This is a genomic window from uncultured Bacteroides sp. (assembly GCF_958445495.1).
Classification (GTDB): domain Bacteria; phylum Bacteroidota; class Bacteroidia; order Bacteroidales; family Bacteroidaceae; genus Bacteroides.
In genome coordinates this window covers 1-22,088 of the sequence record NZ_CAUCSQ010000064.1, presented here as the reverse complement: position 1 = coordinate 22,088, position 22,088 = coordinate 1, and the positions used below count along the sequence as shown (strand labels likewise).

17 protein-coding genes are annotated in these 22,088 nt (G+C 48.5%); 4 read left to right on the top strand and 13 right to left on the bottom strand.

Annotated elements, in window-relative coordinates:
• Positions 1–122: 122 nt before the first annotated feature.
• Both Q5076_RS15905 and Q5076_RS15900 read right to left on the bottom strand, forming a co-directional pair.
• A complete protein-coding gene (locus Q5076_RS15905) occupies positions 123–1,400 on the bottom strand; it encodes an OmpA family protein (RefSeq protein ID WP_303014594.1) in 1,278 nt (425 codons plus the stop codon).
• A 13-nt stretch (positions 1,401–1,413) separates the two neighbouring features.
• Positions 1,414–4,092, bottom strand: coding sequence for a hypothetical protein (locus Q5076_RS15900; protein ID WP_303014593.1), 2,679 nt, complete (start codon positions 4,090–4,092; stop codon positions 1,414–1,416).
• Between the two features lie 348 nt (positions 4,093–4,440).
• On the opposite strand from Q5076_RS15900, the gene map reads away from it, so the two are divergent.
• Both map and Q5076_RS15890 read left to right on the top strand, forming a co-directional pair.
• The gene (map, locus tag Q5076_RS15895) at positions 4,441–5,295 is read left to right on the top strand and encodes a type I methionyl aminopeptidase (protein ID WP_303014592.1); all 855 of its coding nucleotides are present in this window, start codon (positions 4,441–4,443) and stop codon (positions 5,293–5,295) included.
• Positions 5,295–6,524: a DNA recombination protein RmuC gene (locus Q5076_RS15890; RefSeq protein ID WP_303014591.1), complete on the top strand. Its 1,230-nt coding sequence runs from the start codon at positions 5,295–5,297 to the stop codon at positions 6,522–6,524. Before map ends, Q5076_RS15890 begins: the two co-directional genes overlap by 1 nt.
• Before the next feature lie 55 nt (positions 6,525–6,579).
• Here the strand turns inward: Q5076_RS15890 and Q5076_RS15885 are convergent, their stop codons facing one another.
• From Q5076_RS15885 to Q5076_RS15870, 4 genes are all read right to left on the bottom strand, one after another.
• Complete coding sequence (locus Q5076_RS15885) at positions 6,580–7,764, bottom strand: sodium:proton antiporter (protein ID WP_303014590.1); 1,185 nt, start codon at positions 7,762–7,764, stop codon at positions 6,580–6,582.
• 137 nt (positions 7,765–7,901) lie between these two features.
• A complete protein-coding gene (gene lepA, locus Q5076_RS15880; RefSeq protein WP_303014589.1) occupies positions 7,902–9,683 on the bottom strand; it encodes a translation elongation factor 4 in 1,782 nt (593 codons plus the stop codon).
• A 126-nt stretch (positions 9,684–9,809) separates the two neighbouring features.
• The gene (locus tag Q5076_RS15875; RefSeq protein WP_303014588.1) at positions 9,810–10,010 is read right to left on the bottom strand and encodes a winged helix-turn-helix domain-containing protein; all 201 of its coding nucleotides are present in this window, start codon (positions 10,008–10,010) and stop codon (positions 9,810–9,812) included.
• A gap of 153 nt (positions 10,011–10,163) precedes the next feature.
• Positions 10,164–10,622: a C-GCAxxG-C-C family protein gene (locus Q5076_RS15870; RefSeq protein ID WP_303014587.1), complete on the bottom strand. Its 459-nt coding sequence runs from the start codon at positions 10,620–10,622 to the stop codon at positions 10,164–10,166.
• Positions 10,623–10,696: 74 nt separating this feature from the next.
• On the opposite strand from Q5076_RS15870, the gene Q5076_RS15865 reads away from it, so the two are divergent.
• Positions 10,697–11,104: a secondary thiamine-phosphate synthase enzyme YjbQ gene (locus tag Q5076_RS15865; RefSeq protein WP_303014586.1), complete on the top strand. Its 408-nt coding sequence runs from the start codon at positions 10,697–10,699 to the stop codon at positions 11,102–11,104.
• Between the two features lie 268 nt (positions 11,105–11,372).
• Here Q5076_RS15865 and Q5076_RS15860 read toward each other — a convergent pair whose 3' ends face one another.
• From Q5076_RS15860 to dnaB, 6 genes are all read right to left on the bottom strand, one after another.
• Entirely contained in the window at positions 11,373–12,137 is a 765-nt protein-coding gene (locus tag Q5076_RS15860) for an exodeoxyribonuclease III (RefSeq protein WP_303014597.1), read from the bottom strand.
• 33 nt (positions 12,138–12,170) lie between these two features.
• The gene (locus Q5076_RS15855) at positions 12,171–13,424 is read right to left on the bottom strand and encodes an Nramp family divalent metal transporter (protein WP_303014585.1); all 1,254 of its coding nucleotides are present in this window, start codon (positions 13,422–13,424) and stop codon (positions 12,171–12,173) included.
• A gap of 417 nt (positions 13,425–13,841) precedes the next feature.
• A complete protein-coding gene (locus tag Q5076_RS15850; protein ID WP_303014584.1) occupies positions 13,842–14,087 on the bottom strand; it encodes a TIGR03905 family TSCPD domain-containing protein in 246 nt (81 codons plus the stop codon).
• A gap of 24 nt (positions 14,088–14,111) precedes the next feature.
• Complete coding sequence (locus Q5076_RS15845) at positions 14,112–14,846, bottom strand: YebC/PmpR family DNA-binding transcriptional regulator (protein ID WP_303014583.1); 735 nt, start codon at positions 14,844–14,846, stop codon at positions 14,112–14,114.
• A gap of 62 nt (positions 14,847–14,908) precedes the next feature.
• Complete coding sequence (gene pheT, locus Q5076_RS15840; RefSeq protein WP_303014582.1) at positions 14,909–17,371, bottom strand: phenylalanine--tRNA ligase subunit beta; 2,463 nt, start codon at positions 17,369–17,371, stop codon at positions 14,909–14,911.
• A 97-nt stretch (positions 17,372–17,468) separates the two neighbouring features.
• Complete coding sequence (gene dnaB / locus Q5076_RS15835; protein WP_303014581.1) at positions 17,469–19,034, bottom strand: replicative DNA helicase; 1,566 nt, start codon at positions 19,032–19,034, stop codon at positions 17,469–17,471.
• A gap of 246 nt (positions 19,035–19,280) precedes the next feature.
• Between dnaB and ispE the strand changes: the two genes are divergently transcribed.
• Positions 19,281–20,114, top strand: a complete 834-nt coding sequence (gene ispE / locus Q5076_RS15830; protein WP_303014596.1) for a 4-(cytidine 5'-diphospho)-2-C-methyl-D-erythritol kinase — start codon at positions 19,281–19,283, stop codon at positions 20,112–20,114.
• Between the two features lie 444 nt (positions 20,115–20,558).
• On the opposite strand, the gene galE is transcribed toward ispE, so the two are convergent.
• A complete protein-coding gene (galE, locus tag Q5076_RS15825) occupies positions 20,559–21,593 on the bottom strand; it encodes a UDP-glucose 4-epimerase GalE (RefSeq protein WP_303014579.1) in 1,035 nt (344 codons plus the stop codon).
• Positions 21,594–22,088: the final 495 nt, after the last annotated feature.

Genomic DNA, 22,088 nt, shown 5'->3' with positions numbered 1-22,088 from the left:
TTTCTATTACGGGATAATGTTTAACATGTCCAACTTTTTGGGGTCACTTCATTTTTTCTATTCCGGGACAGCTTCTTTTCATTCCATACCCCATCCGTGCCGGATACTCATGAATCCAAGCCTCATTTCCTGTCTTTCACTTCCGACCGGCGGGCTTTAACCGAGTACCTCAATGATTTTTCGATAGTCATGTCCTTACCCAAGCCGAACGTATGCATCCTCTCCTTCTCGATGCCCACACGCACCAGCCACTTCTTCAAAGCCTCGGCCCGCTTCAAGGTAATCTTTTTGTTAATCGCCTCACCGCCGGTGTGGTCGGCATAACCGTAAATATCAATCTCCACGTCCGGATTTTCTTTCAACGCCTTAGCTATGGTGAAAAGCTCACGGGCATACTTGTCCGTATCCAGTTTCCATTTGCCCCGTTCGAAATATACGGCAGGCAATTCTTTCGGGAATCCTTTCACAACCACAACCTCCGGCGACTTCTCAATCACCTTCTTTTCTATATAGACTGTATCGCGGATAACCTTCGTCACAGTTCTCGTCGCACGCTTCCACATCGGCAGATAACCCGGCGCATACATCAAATTGTCTTTCTTGCGTCCCTTTCCGTTTCCTATCTTCCACACAAGGCCGGCTTGTACGGTTACCATGCTGTTATGTTTAGTGGTGTTGGCAGAACTGATACCGTCGAAATCCCGGTTGTCAATCCAAATCATACCCCCTTTCAACTGTACGTCAAAATGAGGGTTGATACGATAACGCACGGAAAGGTCGCCGCCCAGCCCTATATTAGGCTTATTGCCGAGCTTATCGGCAAACTGCCGGTCGTCAGCCCTACTCTTGACGGTCGATGAGAATTTCTGCAAATAAATGCCCGGCGCTAAGATTACCCCCCAACGACGGTCGCCGTCACTGCGCCGGAAGAGATTGAGCAAATTCACCTCGGCATTCAGTCCGATATTCCAAGAATGAACCGAAGCGTACAAATCCCTGTAATAAGCGGCCCCGGCAGGAAAGTCCACATTGTAATAACTGCTGCCGTCGGGCAACAGCACAAAATTATCCTCATGCCGTTGCGAACCGGCGCGGTTCGTGCCGTAATCAACGGAAAGCCGCGCACCGAAAATAGGGTTGAACTGATAGCCGCCTTGCAATCCGAACGTGAAACCCGTCCAATTATCATTTCCCCGGCTCACAGAGCGGAAGTCACCCGCGTAAAACGGCATTCCGATATTCATGCCGACACTCCACCGCGAATAATCGTTGTATAATGTTTGTTTGTCGGGATAATCTTTCCACGGATCATCCACCTTGACAATCTCCTGCGCCGTGATTTCCATGCCCGACAGGAATACCAGGCATGAACCGGCGATAATATATTTCAATGACTTCATATAACGCGCGAATTTAGATGTTGTTACCGGTTTTATTTTGCAACTCTACACAGATATAAGCAGGAAGCCCGAAATCAATCCCGTCTTTACGGGCTTGCAGCTTTATAACCACCTTATAGCCTTCCAGGCTTGAAGTAGTCACCTGCGGAGTCAGGTCAGCCTTCATGGAAAGCGCGCCCGTGTATGCGTCCACCTGTATATAGTTCACCAAATCCAACTTGGAGTTTCCCTGCAAATCATAGATAGCCGCCAAACTGTAAAACACCGGAATCTCCTTATTCTCCCCGATTTCGTTCGAAGTCCCCACTACAACCTCCTCAAAAACAGGAGCGCTGCCTATAATCTGGACAACCTTGCTCCCATTATTATTCACCTCGCCCAGAACGGCACGTTCATAAATATCCTCTTCCGAAAAGCCGCTCAAGCCCAAATCATCTCTCGTTTTCAAAACTTCTCCGCCGGCACTGAACTCATACCTGCTCTGGTCCTCGCTCGTTGCCGGAACAAAACGTACTCCCACGTAATCCGTCGAACGGTCGTTGTCGCTATTGCTGAACTCGACAGCCACCGTAAACGGCAATATCTGTGTATCCGGGTCAGTTTGCAGCAACCGGCAAGTAGCCTTAACTGTGAATATGCCCTGTTGTGCATCTTTCAAGAACGCCTCCTTCACGGTAAATACCGGTCCGGCGTCACCCGCCGCACGGGTAGGAATCGCTTCCCTCGAATCAATGCGGATGTAATTCTTCAAATTGAGGATATCCCCTACCGTACCGGCAGGATTGACCTTCACATTTACCGCCAACAGATATTCATTGCCGGTCACCGGCCTTAACGCCACTTCCCCGCTGGAGCTGTATTCCGGAATAATCACCATACTCTGTATCCGGTTGAACAGCCGGTCTACCTTCTCTTCCAATGCGGTACACCTCTCCTGCAATGCCGTTATATCCTGCTGCATCGCCTCCAGTTCCTTCCTGAGCTCTCCGGTCGCCGTTTCAACCAGCTTCTCCATCTCATCTCTGTTCGGCACGTCGTTCAGTTTCCCATACACTTCACCGAACATCGCATTTATCTGCTCCTTATCATAATATTCATCCAGCATTGCCTCTGTTTCCTCGATTGTGACAAAACCGTCCATCTCACCGCTCAGTTCCTTAATCCTGTTCTGCAAATCGAAGATATTTTTCTTGTTCTCCAGGACAGCCTCCTGCAACGGGCCCAAATCAGGAATCTTCGACAAGGCATCCTGCACCATATCGTATATCTCATCTACACGTCCCGTCAGTATCCTGTAATTTTCATTCAACGAAAGGAAATAAGTGCTGACCTTATCCTCAAGCTCACTCAATAACTTCGCCTGTTGTTCCTGATTGTCCTTGAGAGCGAGAATATCATTGATGCTTCCGTCCACCTTCTCCTGCAGCTCTTTCAACATCCGCTTCATCTCACTCAAATCCGCAGGCGGCACACCGCCGGATTCAAGAGCCTCAAGCCGGTCTTGGATATCGTCGATAAGAGCGTCATAAACACTCTTCATGTCCTTTATCTGATTTTCCAGATTGCTTACCAGCAGACCGAGCTCCGCCAATTCTTCTTCCAGGCTACGAATGCGTTGCGTATGCTCGGCAACAATCTCCTCGATGTTTTCCACCCTGCCATACAACGCTTCCATATTCAGATACTTCTCATTAAGCTCGTTCACCTTCCCCTGCAATTCATTCAAATCATTCCGCAGCGTCTCCACCAGCCGAAACAACTCCTCTGAACCGTCTCCTTCTCCAATGGCATCCCAGATTTCTTCAAGCTGCCTGTCATAGCTTTTAATCAGATTGTCGAGGCGCTCATCCAACCGGTCATAGCGGGTATTCAGGTTCCTGACGGTCTCCTGTAACTCCCTTACCGAAACCGACAGCCCTTCCAGCTCCGCATTAATGCTTACAATCCGGCTGTCCACCTCTTCCTTCAAATCCGTAATCCGGCGGGCCGTCTCTTCACGCAACTCGTCGAGATTGGCTGCGTTTTCCTTGGCAGCCTGTTCCAGCGCGTCAATCTGCGTCTGAATGCCCTCAATGCTGTTTGTCAGCTTCACATCCAACGTCTCCAACTCCTTCAGCGCATTTTCCAGCTTCTCTTTCTCTTCCTGTTGCGACCCTTCCAGGCGGGCAATCTCTTCCTTCAAACCGCTGATAGCCTGGGCAGTCGCCTCCTGCTTCTCCTGCAACGATTCAAATTGCTCCTCTAATTTCCTGATACGGCCGTCCAGTTCATTGTACTTCGCGGAAATCTCCGTGTCGATACGCCCTGACAGCTCCGCCAATTTGATATCGAACTCTTGCTTCGCCTCCTCTATCAGCTCCCTGACAGCCAAATCATTCTCATTCATAGCCTTCTGCAATTCGGCTATCCTGCCTTCCAGTTCTGTTTTAGTCGCCGACAAGTCCTCGACCAGCCCGTCGATTTTCTCATTCAACTCCGCATGTTCCTGCGCCGCTTCCTGAAGAGTCTCAATCTGTTTCTCAATCAGCGCCACTTTCTCCAGCAGATTGTCTAAATTAATGTTACCGCTCTCAATCTGATTCCGCAGAATTTCAATCTGCCCATCATAATCCTTTTGGCAGCTCGTCATCAAGACCTGGCTGCTCCCGGCTAAAAAGATAGCCATAATCAAATAAATCTTCCTATACCCCATAATTTCCAAGGTTTTGTAAAAAATTTCCCACTATAAATAACGTTTTGTTTTAAATAATATTTCCCATTACAACGGGCAAATGTAGTTATATTCTCTGTATTTATTAATATTTATTGTTCACTTTTTTCATATAAATATCTAGTTATTTTTTTCTAACGTACGCTTAAATATTCTTTATTGTTCCAAATGCCGGCACGACAATCCGACAAAAAGAGAAAAAACGGGCAGCCTTCATCCGACATTCCGGACGCACAGGGATTTTCGTGAAAAGTTTTAGACGGCAAGAAAGCATATTCTTTCATTTTATTCTCTACCTTTGTCATACGATTATAAAAATATCACAGTACAATGAAAAATTTTATCAAGGGATTCCGGTTTACCCCCTCCAATTATCCGGCCGAAGTAGAAGAAAAAATACAGAAATACAGGAAACAAGGTTATAAGCTGCCGCCACGTAAAGTACTCCGTACCCCCGAACAACTGGAAGGAATCCGTGAAAGCGCCAAAATCAACACCGCATTGCTGGACTACATCTCGGAGAATATCCGTGAAGGCATGTCCACCGAAGAGATTGACGTACTGGTCTATGACTTCACAACCGCCCACGGAGCTATCCCCGCCCCGCTCAACTACGAAGGATTCCCCAAAAGCGTATGTACGAGCATCAATGACGTAGTGTGCCACGGGATACCGAACAAAAACGAGATTCTTAAAAGCGGAGACATCATCAATGTAGACGTCTCCACCATTTATAAAGGATATTTCTCCGATGCCTCCCGCATGTTCATGATAGGGGACGTAAGCCCGGAAATGCGCAGGCTGGTGCAAGTCACCAAAGAATGCATGGAAATCGGCATTGCCGCCGCACAGCCCTGGAAACAACTGGGAGACGTAGGCGCGGCCATCCAGGAACACGCCGAAAAGAACGGATACAGTGTCGTACGCGACCTTTGCGGACACGGCGTAGGCATGAAATTCCATGAAGCGCCGGATGTAGAGCATTTCGGGCGCAGAGGCACAGGCATGGTGATTGTGCCGGGAATGACTTTCACCATCGAACCGATGATTAACATGGGAACCTATGAAGTATTCGTTGACGAAGCCGACGGATGGACGGTCTGCACCGACGACGGGCTTCCTTCCGCCCAATGGGAAAACATGATTCTGATTACCGAAACCGGAAATGAAATTCTGACCTATTGATGGAACTGATTTTACTTGTTATCATCGCCGCGGCAGTAACCGTCTTGATTGCACTGTCACTAATGAAAGGCAACAGCCGGACACAGGCGGAACAGTTGCAGGACGCCCTGCGCCGGCAGATGCAGGAGAACCGGGAAGAGCTGAACAGCAGCATCCGTGAACTCCGCATGGAAATTACCCAGACGCTCAACCAGAACATAAGACAACTCCAGGACGCCCTGCATAAGAACATGATGACTACCGGAGAGCTGCAACGCGAGAAATTCGACATGATGGCACGTCAGCAGGAGTTATTGGTGAAATCGACGGAAAAACGGCTGGACGATATGCGGAACATGGTAGAGGAAAAGCTGCAAAAGACACTCAACGAGCGCATCGGCCAATCGTTTGAAATTGTCCGTTCACAACTGGAAAACGTGCAGAAAGGCCTGGGAGAGATGAAATCGCTCGCACAAGACGTAGGCGGACTGAAAAAAGTATTGAGCAACGTAAAAATGCGCGGTACGTTCGGAGAAGTCCAACTGGGTGCGTTGCTGGAACAGATGATGAGCCCGGAACAATACGACGCCAACGTCAAGACCAAGAAAAGCGGAACGGAATTCGTCGAGTTCGCCATCAAGCTTCCGGGCAAGGATGATGCGAACAGCACCGTCTACCTGCCCATCGATGCCAAATTCCCCAAAGACGTCTACGAACAATACTATGACGCCTTTGAAGCTGGAGACGCCGCGTTGGTGGAATCTTCTGGAAAACAACTGGAAACCACCGTCAAAAGAATGGCGAAAGACATCCATGACAAATACGTAGACCCTCCTTTTACCACCGATTTCGCCATCATGTTTCTCCCTTTCGAAAACATCTACGCCGAAATCATACGAAGGACCAGCCTGATAGAAACCTTGCAAAGAGACTACAAAATCGTCGTCACGGGACCTACCACGCTGGGTGCCATCCTGAACAGCCTTCAAATGGGATTCCGTACGCTGGCAATCCAGAAACGGACGGGAGAAGTATGGACAGTCCTGGGCGCCGTAAAAACAGAATTCGGCAAATTCGGAGGACTGCTTGAGAAAGTGCAGAAAAACCTGCAAAGCGCCGGCGACCAACTCGAAGAGGTAATGGGAAAACGGACACGGGCCATCGAACGCAAACTCAGACAAGTGGAACAGTTGCCGCATGAGGAAAGCCGGAAAATCTTACCGATTGACGGAATAGATGACGAGCCATAAGAAAAAGGAGACTGTAAAAAGGCTGTCTTAAAACAAAAAACGAGACAGCCTGCCTTTACCCCTCACCGGCATAACTCCTCAAGGCCAGACTCTTCACCCAAAGCACAAAAACACCTGTCAAAATCAGGTTCAAGACCAAAGTAAGCACCGAGATAACCAGCGCAGGCCCTCCCAAGTTATATCCCAACGCAATGAAAATAATCCCGGCCCCTACCTCACCCCTGGTAAACATACCGATAGAAAGCGCCAGACGCTCGCTCAACTTCCGGTCACGGTAAAAAAACACCGGGCAGAGCTTTCCCGCATTCGACAATAAAGAGACAACCGCCACATGGAACAGAATCGTCCCCCACGGCATCATCTCCTGCGAACCGGTCACAGAATGCGCCCCCATAGACGTCTCCGCAAAACCGGCGCCAATAAAATGAGGCATGCTCATCCCCACCAGAAACATGAACAAAAAAGAGACACCGGTGGAAACCCTGCGTTCCACAGGCGTATCGTGCTCCTTATGCTTCATAACCATGCCCAAGACAAACGCCGGCAACAACACCTCGATATGAATGCTTCCCTCCTCCCCGTACAACTCCCTGCTGCCGAGATAAAGCATCTGCGTCACCAGAAATATGACTGCCGAATAGAAAAGGACAGCCTTCCAGTCCTGACGCCAATCATACCTGCCCAACTGCCGCCAGCCGACAGACAACAACATGAACACAATCACCGCCACGATAACCAACTGCCAGTGCAGCCCAATCATCAGAACCTGGAGAGGAATCATCAGGAGAATCGTATCCAAATCGTCAAAAATAGCCAATACCTGGATTTTCCTATAAAACCAACTGGACTTCAAACCGATGGCAGCCAGCATGGTAAACAAGATGCCCGCCGATGTAGGGGCGGCAAAACGGCTCAACAGCAGATTCTCTTTCCACGCCTCCCAGCTATCCCAGCAATCAGGCGGAAGCAATACGAACACATAATAGACAGCTACCATGAACCAGGGCAAAGCGGCGGTAGCCATAGCGATAAAATAATCCTCGGCATAACTCCTCCACCGGGACTTGTCAAGCACAAACTCCCGTCCCACATTAATCATGACAAATCCGAGACAGATATAAAGCAACACATTTGATACGGCCCTGACAGCTCCGTAACCTTCTCCCACCACCACCGGCAAAAACTGTGACACGACAAGCCCCAACATAAGGAAACCCGAAAAAGAGAGCACTTTTCTCATATCTACAAATGTTTGTTTAAAAAAGAAATTGCCAAGGAAAGCCCTGCAGACAGAAGACAGTCACCCGGTATATAAAAAACTAGCCGCAAGTCAATTTGTTCAGAACTCTTTTCCGAAAAATTGCTTGCGGCAATATCTTAATCCAGCTTCAATACAGCAAGGAAGGCCTTTTGCGGAACCTCCACATTGCCGATTTGCTTCATTCGCTTCTTACCTCTCTTTTGTTTCTCAAGCAGCTTGCGCTTACGGCTCACGTCACCCCCGTAACATTTCGCCGTCACATCCTTGCGCACCGCCTTAATCGTTTCACGGGCGATAATCTTAGCTCCGATGGCGGCTTGAATGGCAATTTCAAACTGCTGCCTGGGAATCAGCTCCTTCAACTTCTCGCACATCCGGCGCCCCATATCATACGCATTGTCAAAATGAATCAACGTAGAAAGAGCATCCACAGGTTCACCGTTCAGCATGATATCCAACTTGACCAGTTTGGAAGGCCTGAAACCGTTCGGATGGTAATCGAACGACGCATACCCCTTCGAGATACTTTTCAAACGGTCATAAAAGTCAATCACGATTTCCCCCAACGGCATATTGTAATATATCTCCACCCGGTTGCCGGAAATATACTCCTGCTTGATAAGCTCCCCGCGCTTGCCCAGGCAAAGCGTCATAATCGGGCCGATATAATCCGTCGTCGTGATAATGGACGCCTTGATATACGGCTCCTCGATATGGTCTATCAAAGTCGGGTCAGGCATTCCGCCCGGATTATGCACCTCCCTCACATTCCCCTGCTTGTCATACACATTGTATGAAACATTAGGCACTGTGGTAATCACATTCATGTCAAACTCACGGTCCAGGCGTTCCTGCACAATCTCCATGTGGAGCAAGCCGAGAAAACCGCAACGGAAACCGAATCCCAAAGCCAATGACGATTCCGGCTGGAAAGTCAGAGAAGCATCATTCAACTGCAACTTCTCCAAAGACGCGCGCAAATCTTCGAAATCCTCCGCTTCAATCGGGTAGACACCGGCAAATACCATCGGCTTCACCTCCTCAAACCCCGCAATCGCCCTGTCGCACGGCCGGGCGACATGCGTAATGGTATCCCCCACCTTCACCTCTTTCGAAGTCTTGATGCCGGAAATGATGTAACCCACATCCCCCGTCCGCAGCTCATCCCTGGGCACGAGTTCCATTTTCAGCACTCCCACCTCGTCCGCGTCATACTCTTTCCCGGTATTGAAAAACTTCACCTTGTCACCCTTGCGGATTACCCCGTTCTCAATCTTGAAATAAGCGATAATCCCCCGGAAAGAATTGAACACGGAATCGAAAATCAAAGCCTGCAAAGGCGCTTCCTCATCCCCTTCCGGATGTGGGATACGCTCGATGACAGCCGCCAGAATCTCTTCCACACCCATACCTGTCTTGCCCGACGCCCGGATAATTTCCTCCCGCTTGCAACCCAGCAATTCTATAATCTCGTCCTCCACTTCTTCCGGCATGGCGCTCGCCATATCGCATTTGTTGATGACGGGAATTATTTCAAGGTCGTGCTCGATAGCCATATACAAGTTGGAAATAGTCTGCGCCTGTACCCCCTGTGATGCATCCACAATCAGCAACGCCCCTTCACAGGCGGCGATGGAACGGGACACCTCATACGAAAAGTCCACATGCCCCGGAGTATCAATCAAGTTGAGGATATACTTCTCCCCCTTGTAATTATACTCCATCTGTATGGCATGGCTCTTAATCGTAATTCCCCTCTCCTTCTCCAAATCCATATCGTCGAGCATCTGCCCCTCAGTCACCTGGATTGTATTGGTAAACTCCAGCAAACGGTCGGCTAAAGTAGACTTACCGTGGTCAATATGGGCAATGATGCAAAAGTTCCGTATATTTTTCATGCTGAATTCTTATAATTTTATTTTCCAGTTTGCAAAGATACGCAAATGACGGAATATAAAAAAATGCGTTGATAACATTATAACCATGTACCAACGCATTTTTTTATTGCTTAAGTGATTTCTCGCTTAGACCAATTTGATGAAGAGTTCACCTTCAACTTCTTCCACAGAGACCTTGTCTTCTCTTAACAACCAGCCAAGTCCGAGGAACAGATCTTTGTCAACCAATTTAGCTGCTTTCTTCAATTGCTTGGCAGTCATTCCTTCTGTTTCATTCAGTGTATTCCAGATAGTACCTGCAATTACACCAGCTTTTTCTTTCAACATTTGCTTTGAAATTTTAGTTAGACATGCTTTAAACCCTCAAGCCCGCAGACTTTCAGATTTTATTTCAGGCGCAAAGATAGTTATTTTTATGTTATATAACACTTTATTGCCTCTTTTTTTACCGATTTTGTAATAAAAAAAGCATTTTTTCCTTCATTTAGGATGTTTTTCGAGATATTCCGCCCAGATTCTCGCCGCCTCTTCCACCATTTTCGCACAAGGGCGCTTGCTATAATACTGTGCGGTACGCTCTTCGGGAACCGCCGAAATAGGGTCTTTCTTCCTCAGTCCCAACAGTTCGCCGCATACCAGCGAGCCGTTCCGCCTTTTAAATTCAGCAGCCAATTCCTGCACCACCGCATAGTTGGCCGCCTTTCCTTCCCGGTCCGCCGCTTCCGTAGCCCCCGTCTCCAGGCCGGCTACCAGAAACATCCCGCAGGCGGCGCCGCACGTCTCCCGCATACGCCCTATCCCTCCTCCGAAAGAGGCGGCCATGCGCAAAGCCTGTTCCTGCGTAAATCCGTACATATCGGCAAATGCAGCCACCACGGACTGCGAACAATTATACCCGCTTTTGAAAAGCTCCACCGCCTTTTGTATCCTGTCTTCCATACTGATTTTAATTTTTTAAACTTTGCAAAGTTATAAAAAAACTATCTTTGCAAAATTATTAATCAAAGAAAGTTATGGCTACAACATTCGATATCCAGCTCCCCCACTACCCGCGCGGTTTCCATCTCATTACGCGCGACATCGTTTCCAAACTGCCCGCACTGCCTGAAAGCGGGTTATTGACCGTCTTCATCAAACACACCTCCGCCGGACTCACCATCAACGAAAACGCCGACCCCGACGTACGGCATGACTTCCAGACCTTCTTCAATAAACTGGTTCCCGACGGCGCCCCCTATTTCATCCACACCCTCGAAGGCCCGGACGACATGAGCGCACATATCAAAGCCTCCCTGACAGGCAGCTCCGTCACCATTCCCATCAAAAACCACCGCCTGAACCTGGGAACATGGCAGGGCATCTACCTCTGCGAGTTCCGCGACGGGGGAGACACCCGTACGCTAAGCATCACCATCCTGTAAAAGGAGAAATGCCTCCCGCATAGAGAAGCGCCTTCCCGTATAAAAAAACAACCGTTCATACGGGAAATCCATACAGGGAAGTATCCCCCCGCAGAGGAAACCCATACAAAAGACCACCTCCGCGCAGAAAAACATCTTCCCCGACAGGATACTCCCTACACGGGGAAACCTTCTCCCTTATATGAACATCCCCGGAAAGGAATCGGCATGCTACCTCCAGAATCATCCCCCCGACAGAAAAATAGGCAGGTAAAAAATCAGGAAAAACTCAGCGGCCTATCTCCAGAACCATCGGGCAATGGTCGGAATGTACGGCGCCGTTCAGGATACATGCGCTTTTCAGCAACGGACGCACCGGCTCGCTCACCATACAATAGTCGATTCTCCAGCCCTTGTTTTTGGCACGCGAGTTAAAGCGGTAACTCCACCAGGTATATTCCTGCTTCTCCGGATACAGCAGACGGAAAGAATCAATAAAACCCACCGACAGGAAACGGGTCATCCACTCGCGTTCTTCAGGAAGAAACCCGCTGTTCTTGGCATTCCGGACAGGGTCATGAATATCAATCGGTTCATGACAGATATTATAGTCTCCGCAAAGAATCAGATTCGGACGAGACTGCCGCAAATCAGTCACATACCTCTGGAAATCCTCCAGCCACACCATCTTAAACGCCTGCCGTTCATCCCCGCTCGTGCCCGAAGGATGATAAACACTGACAACGGACAAATCACCGAAATCCGCACGTATAAAACGGCCCTCATTATCATAAGCCTCTATCCCCATCCCATACTCCACATGGTCCGGTTCCCTCCTGGACAATATAGCCACCCCGCTGTATCCCTTCTTTTGCGCGGAATACAGGTAAGACTTGTAGCCCAATGCCTCAAACACCTCCTGCGGATACTGGTCCGGCTGTAATTTCGTTTCCTGCAAGCAAAGCACATCGGGATTCTCCTGTGCCAGCCATTCCGGAAACCCTTTGGATATGGCGGCGCGAAGCCCGTTTACGTTATAAGTAATAATCTTCATCATCGCATTATGTATATTGATTCATGTTTTATTTCAAGAGAACAGCAGCATAATGTTCAGCACCGATACTATCGCTGCAATCGTGTACAACACAAACGTACTCCACCGGCTGTTGACATAATTCCCCATCACCTTTCGCGAGGAAGTCAGCCCCACTTGCAGAAACACCGTAAAAGGCAACTGGATACTAAGTATCATCTGCGAAACAAGCAACCCCTTAAACGGGTCCCCGATAAAGAAAATCAGCAACAAGGCGACTCCCAAAGAGAGAAGTACGCCCACCTGGGAATGACTGTCTCTGATGTGGTAAGACTCCCCGAAAATACCGGCAAAGATAGACCCCGCCGCCATTCCGCTCGTGATAGTGGACGAAATGCCCGCCATCAACAAAGCCAGCGCGAATACCACCGCCGCATTGCTCCCCAGCAACGGTTCAAGCAGAGACTTAGCCTGTTGCAGCTCCTCCACCTGAATGCCGCTTTTGAAAAAAGTGGCGGCAGCCAGCAAAATCATCGCACTATTGATTGCCCAGCCCACAATCATAGAAAAAAGCGTATCAAACAGCTCGTATTTCAACACCCTCTTGATAGAAGCATCGTCCTGTTTGTTATACTCATGGCTCTGTATCACCTCCGAGTGCAGGAACAAGTTGTGAGGCATCACCACCGCCCCCAGCACGCTCATGACAATCAGCATGCTGCCCTGCGGAAAAGAAGGAGTCACCCACCCCGCCGTTGCAGCCGGCCAGTCGATATCCACCAGGAACAACTCATAAATGAACGAAAGCCCGATAACGGACACAAAGGCAATAATGGAACGCTCTATCTTCTTATAAGAATTGGTAAAAAGCATGACGGACACGAACACTGTAGTCAGTACGGCGCCCCACACGATAGGAATGTCGAACAACATTTCCAATGCGATGGCGCCTCCCAGTATCTCCGCCAGCGAAGTAGAAATGGAAGCCAGCACAGCCGTGCCGAGCACAGGACGGGATATCCACTTGGGAGTATATTTCGTTGCCGCCTCCGAAAGACAAAGCCCCGTCACAATTCCCAAATGGGCGACATTGTGTTGAAGTATAATCAGCATGACAGTAGACAGGGTAACTACCCAAAGCAACGAATACCCGAATTCGGAACCGGCAGCAAAATTGGAAGCCCAGTTACCGGGGTCGATAAATCCCACAGTAACCAACAGCCCCGGCCCGATATATTTAAAAACATCCAGCCCCCCCAAATACCTCTTATGATCTTTTCGTTTTAAGTCTTGAAAAAGATTCTTCATTTCCGCATAATAGTTTTAATCTTACAAAGATACTTATAAATAACGATTGGAAAACCATTTTAGTTCAAAATACCAACAAATAGGGAAAACCGTTGCAAGGGGAAACTGCATCCGACGGAAAAGCCGTCTTAACGAAAGAAATAACCTCAAAAAGAAGCCACATCCTAATAAAAACACATTAACGGAAAAAACAGACACAACAAAAAACAAACCTGATAGAAAAGCCGCCCGAACGAAAGAAATAACCCCCAAAAGGAACCACACCCTAATAAAAAACACATTAACGGAAAACAAACACGACAAAAACAGCCCGATGAAAAAACCGCCTCCTTCTCGCCAAAGACAAAAAATGCCCCCGGCATCATGATTTACCGGAGGCAGATACATAATTATTGAATAAAAGGAGAACTTCGACTGTCAATATCCCATCTCATGCAACGCATGACACAATTGGTCGGGACAAGAAGTAGCCCTAGCACCACAACGCACCCCTTCGAGCTTTCTGATGACCTCTTCCACCCTCATGCCCTTTACCAGGCGGGAAAGTCCTTGAAGATTACCGTTACATCCTCCCCAAAAGGCAACTTCCTTTACCACACCGTCCTCTACTTCTACTTCGATATTCGTGCTGCAAGTGCCTTTCGTCTTATAAACATATTCCATAATCCGATATTCCTCAGTTTCCGATTATTCCTCGCCTTCCGGCTTCATATTCGTATAAACGGTCTGCACATCGTCAAATTCCTCCAGACGTTCTACCATCTTGTCCAAAGTCTCGCGCTGTTCGGGAGTGACATCTTTCAAATCGTTCGGGATGTAAGTAAAGTCACCGCCCACATCCTCAAAACCGCACTCCTCCAGATGTTTCTGGATAGCGGCATAACTCTTCGGATTACCGTAAATAGTGATTGTCCCCTCTTCCTCATCCTCGTCATATTCATCCTCCACGTCATAATCGATAAGGTCCAGAATAAGTTCCTCCATATCTATGCCGTCCTTCTTCTTGAAAGTAAACATACACTTGTGGTCGAAAAGAAACGCCAGAGACCCCATCGTTCCGAGATTACCGCCGAATTTGTTGAACACGGAACGCACATCAGCCACCGTGCGGGTAGGATTGTCCGTCAACGTATCCACGAACACGGCAACCCCGTGAGGACCGTATCCTTCATAAGTCATCCCTTTATAATCGCTCTGGTCCTTACCCATCGCGTTCTTGATAGCACGTTCAATATTTTCCTTCGGCATGTTCTCACGCTTACAAGTAGCGATAACCGAACGCAACGTCGGGTTATTCTCCGGTTCCGGACCGCCCGCCTTTACGGCAATGGCAATCTGTTTACCCAGTCTTGTAAAAGTCTTAGCCATGTGGCCCCACCTTTTCAACTTAGCGGCCTTTCTATATTCAAATGCTCTTCCCATTGGTTTTTTATTATTTTGAATTACAAATTATAATTACGAACGAATACACACGGCAAACTGTCCTATCTCAGTTTCGCCCCCAGCTTATCCTCCAGATTCCTTACCAGTTTCGACATGATTTTGTCAATCATCTTATCGTTCAAAGTCTGGTTCTCATCCTGGAGCAGGAAACTGACCGCATACGACTTCTTGCCCGCCTCCAGATTCTTTCCTTCATACACATCGAAAAGTTCCACCTCCTTCAGCAATTTTTTCTCCGTCTCATAAGCAATCTTTTCAATCTCGGCAAACTGCACATCCTTATCGAGCAGCAAAGCAAGGTCGCGTTTCACGGCGGGGAACTTGGATATTTCCCGATAGCTGATTTTCACCGAACGCACCGCCTTCATAAGCTCTTTCCAGTTCAGGTCGGCATAATAAACCTCATTGTCGATATCAAATGCCTTCAACAGCTTTTTCGTCACCACGCCGAACGACGCCAGACGTTTACCTCCTTTGGTATTTACGGAAAGCGCCGCCGCAAAAATATCATCCGACAAATTGCCCGTAACCAACTGATGCAAATCCAGCCCCAAACGTTTCAATATATTCTCCACATAAGCCTTGAGCTCATATACCGAACTGCTCTCGTCCGGATGTGCCCACGAATTAACCACCTTCTTGCCGGTCACCCACAACCCCAGATGATAATCCTCCGAGTAAGGAGCCAGCACCTTCTCCGGATTCTTTCTGTCCGCATCGAAATAATAACAGTTGCCGAACTCGAAGAACTTCAAATCGGCATTCTTGCGGTTCGCGTTATGGGCGATACTCTCCAGCCCCCCGAACAACAATGTCTGACGCATACAGTTCAAGTCCGCGCTCAACGGATTCAGCAACATCACCAGACGGCGGGAAGGATAAGCCTCCAACCCGTCATAATAGGCCGCCCGCGTCAGCGAATTATTCAAAATCTCGTTAAACCCGCAGCCTACCAACTGCTCAGCGACCAGATTCTGCAACTTGTTCGATTTATCATGCTCACCCTTGGTCGTCAGGCTGGAATTCAGCGTTGCCGGTATCTCCACATTATTATATCCGTAAATACGGAGAATATCCTCAATCACATCGCAATCACGCTGCACATCCACCCGGTAAGGAGGAACAGCCAGCGTCAGCCCCTCGGCAGTCTCGTTAAGAATTTTCATCTCCAGGCTAGTCACAATGCTCTTCACCGTCTCCGCCGGAATCTCTTTGCCTACCAACGAATGCACCTTCCCGTAAGCCAATTCCACAATGAAATCCTGTGCGGGAACCGTAAACACATCCTTAATCTCGGAAGAAATCGTCCCCCCCGCCAGCTCTTTCACCATCAAAGCAGCCAGCTTCAAACAGTAAATCACCCCGTTCGGGTCGATACCCCGTTCAAAACGGAAAGAAGCGTCCGTATTCAATCCGTGGCGACGGGCCGTCTTGCGCACCCACGTCGGATGGAAATAAGCGCTTTCGATAAACACATCCGTCGTAGCCTCGGTAGAGCCGGAATCCAGCCCGCCGAACACCCCGGCGATACACATGCCCTCTTCCTTATTGCAAATCATCAGGTCGCGGTCGCTCAACTTGCGTTCCACCCCGTCCAGCGTGACAAACGGCGTCCCTTCGGGCATCGTCTTCACAATCACCTCATTGCCTTTTATCTTTCCCGCATCGAAACAATGCAACGGCTGCCCGAAAGCATGTACGATATAATTGGTGACATCCACCACGTTATTGATAGGGCGCACCCCTATCAGGCGCAACTTATTCTGTAACCATTCCGGGCTCTCCTTTACAGTCACCCCCTTCACCGTAACACCGGCATAATGAGGGCACGCCTCGTCATTCTCAACCCTCACCTCGATGTCCAGGTCATGGTTTTCAACCCTGAACTCCTCCACCGACGGACGCTGTAAAACAGCCTGCCGGCCGTTCTGGACAAGGTAAGCATATAAGTCGCGCGCCACGCCGTAGTGCGAGCACGCATCGGCACGGTTGGGCGTGATATCCACCTCAAGCACATAATCGCTCTTGATATTGTAATAATCCTTGGCAAGCGTCCCCGGCACGGCATCCGCCGGCAACACGATAATCCCCTCATGAGACGTGCTGATACCGATTTCATCTTCGGCGCAAATCATACCGGTAGACTCCACCCCGCGGATTTTAGATTTCTTGATAGTAAAACATTCGTCACCGTCATAAAGTTTCGTACCCAAAGTAGCCACCACCACCTTCTGTCCGGCAGCCACATTCGGAGCCCCGCAAACAATCTGCACCGGTTCGCCGTCTCCCAGATTGACGGTAGTAATGTGCAAATGGTCTGAATTAGGATGTTCAAGGCATGTCAGCACCTCGCCGATTACAAGCCCCTCCAAACCGCCTTTAACGGTTTGCACTTCTTCCACACCACCTGTTTCCAAGCCGATAGATGTCAGCGCAGCCGCCGTTTCCTCAGGCGTCAAATCAAAATTGACATACTCCTTCAGCCAGTTATAAGAAATATTCATAGATATATTTTTTTATTGTTTCTCAAAAAGATTTGCAAAGTTAATAAGATTTTTCGGTTGACAGAGAAGGATTTGATAGAAAAATGCAAAAGGAGAGTCAGAACGGCAACGGTCCGTCTCCCGGCACACCGAAAGGATTCTCCGCCGGCGGTGCAAAATCAGGCGCCGGAGGAGGAACGGCGGCAGCCCCGGCAACTCCGCTGTTCACCTTAGAGCCCAGCATGGCACCGACAGATTCCCCCGGCATCGGGATAACCATGTCGTCCTCCGGATTGGAGAAACGGGTGAACTCGCCCTTGAAACGGAGCAACACCTCCCCCACCGCACCGTTACGGTGCTTGGCAATCACAATCTCGGCCATCCCCCGCAAGTCATTCCCTCTCTCATCCTGGTAAATCTTGTAATACTCCGGACGATGGATGAAACAAACCATATCGGCATCCTGCTCGATGGCCCCCGACTCACGCAAGTCGCTCAACTGAGGACGCTTGCCGTCAATCCCCTCACGGCTTTCCACCCCACGGTTCAACTGCGACAAAGCGACAATCGGAATATTCAGCTCCTTCGCCAGCCCTTTCAGCGAACGGGAAATCGTGCTGACCTCCTCCTGGCGGCTGCCGAACGCCATACCGCTCGCATTCATCAACTGGAGGTAGTCGATGATGATGATTCTCACCCCATGCTCACGCACCAGGCGGCGTGCCTTGGTACGAAGTTCGAATACAGACAGAGAAGGCGTATCGTCCACATAAAGCGGGGCATCCAGCAAATCTTTTAGCTTATAGTCCAACTGCTGCCACTCATAATTAGCCAACTGCCCGCTCTTAATCTTCTCGCTGGGAATTTCACAAACATTGGCAATCAAACGGTTCACCAACTGTACATTACTCATTTCAAGAGAGAACAACGCCACGGGATTCCGGTAATTGACAGCAATATTCTTAGCCATCGAAAGCACAAAAGCAGTCTTTCCCATGGCAGGACGGGCGGCGATGATAATCAAGTCCGAATTCTGCCAGCCGGAAGTCATCTTGTCCAGCTTGGTAAACCCGCTCTCAAGGCCGCTCAACCCGTCTGTCCGCGCCGCCGCCTTCTGAATCAGCTTATAAGCCTCATCAATCACCGGATTGATTTGCGTATAATCCTTCTTCATATTCTGCTGCGAGATTTCAAACAGCTTCCCCTCTGCCTCCTGCATCAGGTCGTCCACGTCCAACGTCTCGTCGAAAGCCTTGCTCTGGATATTGCTCGTGAAAGTAATCAACTCACGCGCCAAAGCCTTTTGTGCGATGATGCGCGCATGATACTCGATGTGGGCCGAAGAAGCGACCTTACTGCTCAACTGGGTGATATAGAAAGGGCCTCCCACCTCTTCCAGCTCCCCCCGCTTGCTAAGCTGCTCCTTCACTGTCAGAATATCCACCGGTTTCTGGTTCACAGCCAAGTCGGTGATTGCGGCATAAATCAACTGATGCCGGTGTTCATAAAAAGATTCGGGACGAAGAATTTCGCTCACCAACGAGTAAGCATCCTTCTCAATCATCAGAGCGCCCAGTACAGCCTCCTCCAGTTCAGGTGCCTGCGGCTGGATACGACCATAGTCATTCACAGGTTGCACCTTGGCGTTTTTCGTGTTGCGGGTATTTCTTTTTTGTTCGGCCATGAAGATATCTACAAATTACGATTTATTGTTTCCTAAATAATTAAAACCGGATACCCCCTCAGACATTCGTCCGTACAAAAGGCATTCCGTCCCAAGCTTTTTCCGGTTGGGACGACAAAGATAAAATATAATAATGAAGAATGGATAAGGAAAAATGAAGATTTTAGTACCTTTGCGGAGTAAATGCAAAATCACAGCGATTATTACCGTTTGCCACAGCATTATCAATTTTATGTAAGCCATGCCATGATTACGTTTCCAAATGTAAAAATCAATTTAGGGCTTTCCATCACGGAAAAACGCCCGGACGGATACCACAACCTCGAAACAGTCTTCTATCCCGTCGCCCTGGAAGACGCACTGGAAATCCGTACCGACAACGCTCCCCAGACAGAGAGAAAATTCACGCTTCGCCAGTACGGAATAAAAATAGCCGGCAATCCGGAAGAAAACCTGGTGGTGAAAGCCTACCGGTTGCTGGACAAAGAATTTCACCTGCCCCCCGTTGAAATCCACCTGTACAAACACATCCCTTCGGGAGCCGGATTGGGAGGAGGTTCCTCAGACGCCGCCTTCATGTTAAAACTGCTAAACGAATACTACGCCCTGCAACTGTCTGAAGACCGGCTGGAGACATACGCCGCCATGCTGGGAGCCGACTGCGCCTTTTTCATCAGAAACCGGCCCGTCTTTGCCGAAGGAATCGGCAACCTCTTTTCCCCCGTCGGGCTCTCCCTGGAAGGATACGGGATTATGATTGTCAAACCGGATGTTTTCGTATCCACACGGGAAGCCTTTTCAAACATCCGTCCGCACCGTCCCGAACACCCCGTCAGGGAAGTGATAAAACGACCTGTCGGCGAATGGAAAGAACTATTGGTGAATGATTTCGAGACAAGCGTCTTCCCCCTGTATCCGGTCATCGGGGAAATCAAGGAAAAAATGTACGAAGCGGGAGCAATCTACGCCTCGATGAGCGGTTCCGGCTCCTCCGTATTCGGGTTGTTCGCGCCCGGCGCCCCTTTGCCGGAAAAGGCAGACTGGGGAAACAACGCCTTCTGTTTTAAAGGGACATTATAAGAAACATGACAGGCAGAAATAAGGCCTCAAAATGAGTTCATTGCTAAAAAAAATACACCTATATGTGATTATATTAATACAGCAAATGTAAATGTTCCCTTTTTCATAGCCGCTCCATAACCACTTCATAACCACAAACAAGTTTTCCCTTTACATTTTTGCTCCATGAACATCCCGCTATCTCCAGGGGTAAAAATAGAATGCGGTACCACGACTCACGTCGTAGTACCGCCACAACACAAACACAAAATAAAACACGACAAAACTACTATGCAATCATCCTGTCTATACCGGAGAGGTACAAGTACCGTCCACACATATTCCCATATCCGTAAACGGTTTCAGGGTGATGCACTAGATAAACAAATCACAAATCGGATTTGTTTAAACTTTTATGTTAATTACAACAAAATTCCTTTTTACTGTTTTACAACAGAATCCTCTTTACTGAATGCCTCTCTCGCGAAGTTTCAGTTGCCAGTTCCATGCCGAGCGTAAAGTATCTTCCAAAGTCTCTACAGCTTTCCAGCCCAATTCGGAATTGGCGAAATCAGGGTTTGCCCATACTTTCTCGATGTCCCCCGCACGGCGTCCTACAATCTGATAATTCAGTTTGACACCCGTAGCTTTTTCAAATCCCTGTATCAATTCCAGGACAGACACCCCACGTCCCGTACCGATATTGAACACTTCCACTTTCTCTTTCTGCTTCTTCTCCAGAATACGGCGGATAGCAATCACATGCGCCTTGGCCAAATCCACCACATTGATAAAGTCACGGATACAAGAACCGTCGGGAGTATCGTAATCATCGCCAAACACGCTCAATTTCTCACGGATACCGATAGCGGTCTGGGTAAGATAAGGAACCAGGTTTTGCGGAACCCCGTTCGGAAGTTCGCCCAGCAATGCGGTAGGATGTGCGCCAATCGGATTGAAATAACGCAGCATGATGGCATTGACAGGAGCGCCGGAAGCTACCGTATCGCGAATAATCTCTTCATTAATCTGTTTCGTATTGCCGTAAGGAGATTCCGCCTTCTTAATCGGAGCCTGTTCCGTTACGGGCAACTCGTCCGGCTGGCCGTACACCGTGCAGGAAGAAGAGAACACGATGCCTTCCACCCCGTGCTTCGGCATCAGTTCGAGGAGGTTAATCAGCGAAACCAGGTTGTTGCGATAATAAAGCAACGGTTTCTCTACCGACTCCCCTACAGCCTTGCTGGCTGCGAAATGAATGATAGCCTTGATTCCTTTATATTTGGCAAATACGGCATCCAATCCTTCTAAATCCAGGCAATCCAGTTTTTCAAAAGCCGGACGAATACCGGACACCTTTTCTATATTGTCAACCACATCGGCGCTTGAATTAGACAAGTTATCGATGATGATTACTTCATATCCGCTGTTCTGCAGTTCTACAACGGTATGCGAACCGATATATCCTGTTCCTCCCGTCACTAAAATTCTTTCTTTCATATTCTTTAATTAATGGTTAGTTTCTCGGCTTATTATTGTTTGAGCTACAAATGTATGGAAATAAAACGGAAATACAATATATATCCCTGTTTTATTTATTAAAAGGCAATTATTAATACGAATCAGGAGTGGGCTTCTTGATTCAAAGATTAAAAATTGACAGAGACCGGCAAAACAACAGCCCCCTACCAAAGGATGTACCAACAACCCTTTGATAACTCTAACCCTTTGATGTTCTTCGAATTTCTGTCCACCCGCACATAGCGGAACCACCCTGCAACACCACATAGACAGAACGGCTATGCAGTGCCACGCCCCGGCACAGAATTGCCCGTTCATCATGCGAAAAAGTCCTCATTTTCTACTATGAATTCCTGTCTTTTATGGAAGAACGGACAGAGAACCGATTCCGGATGTGCCCGACATTTTTCCTGTAACTCCTTATTAATGAACCATATCTGAGTAAAAGCAGAGAGAGACTCTCTTGATAAGAGA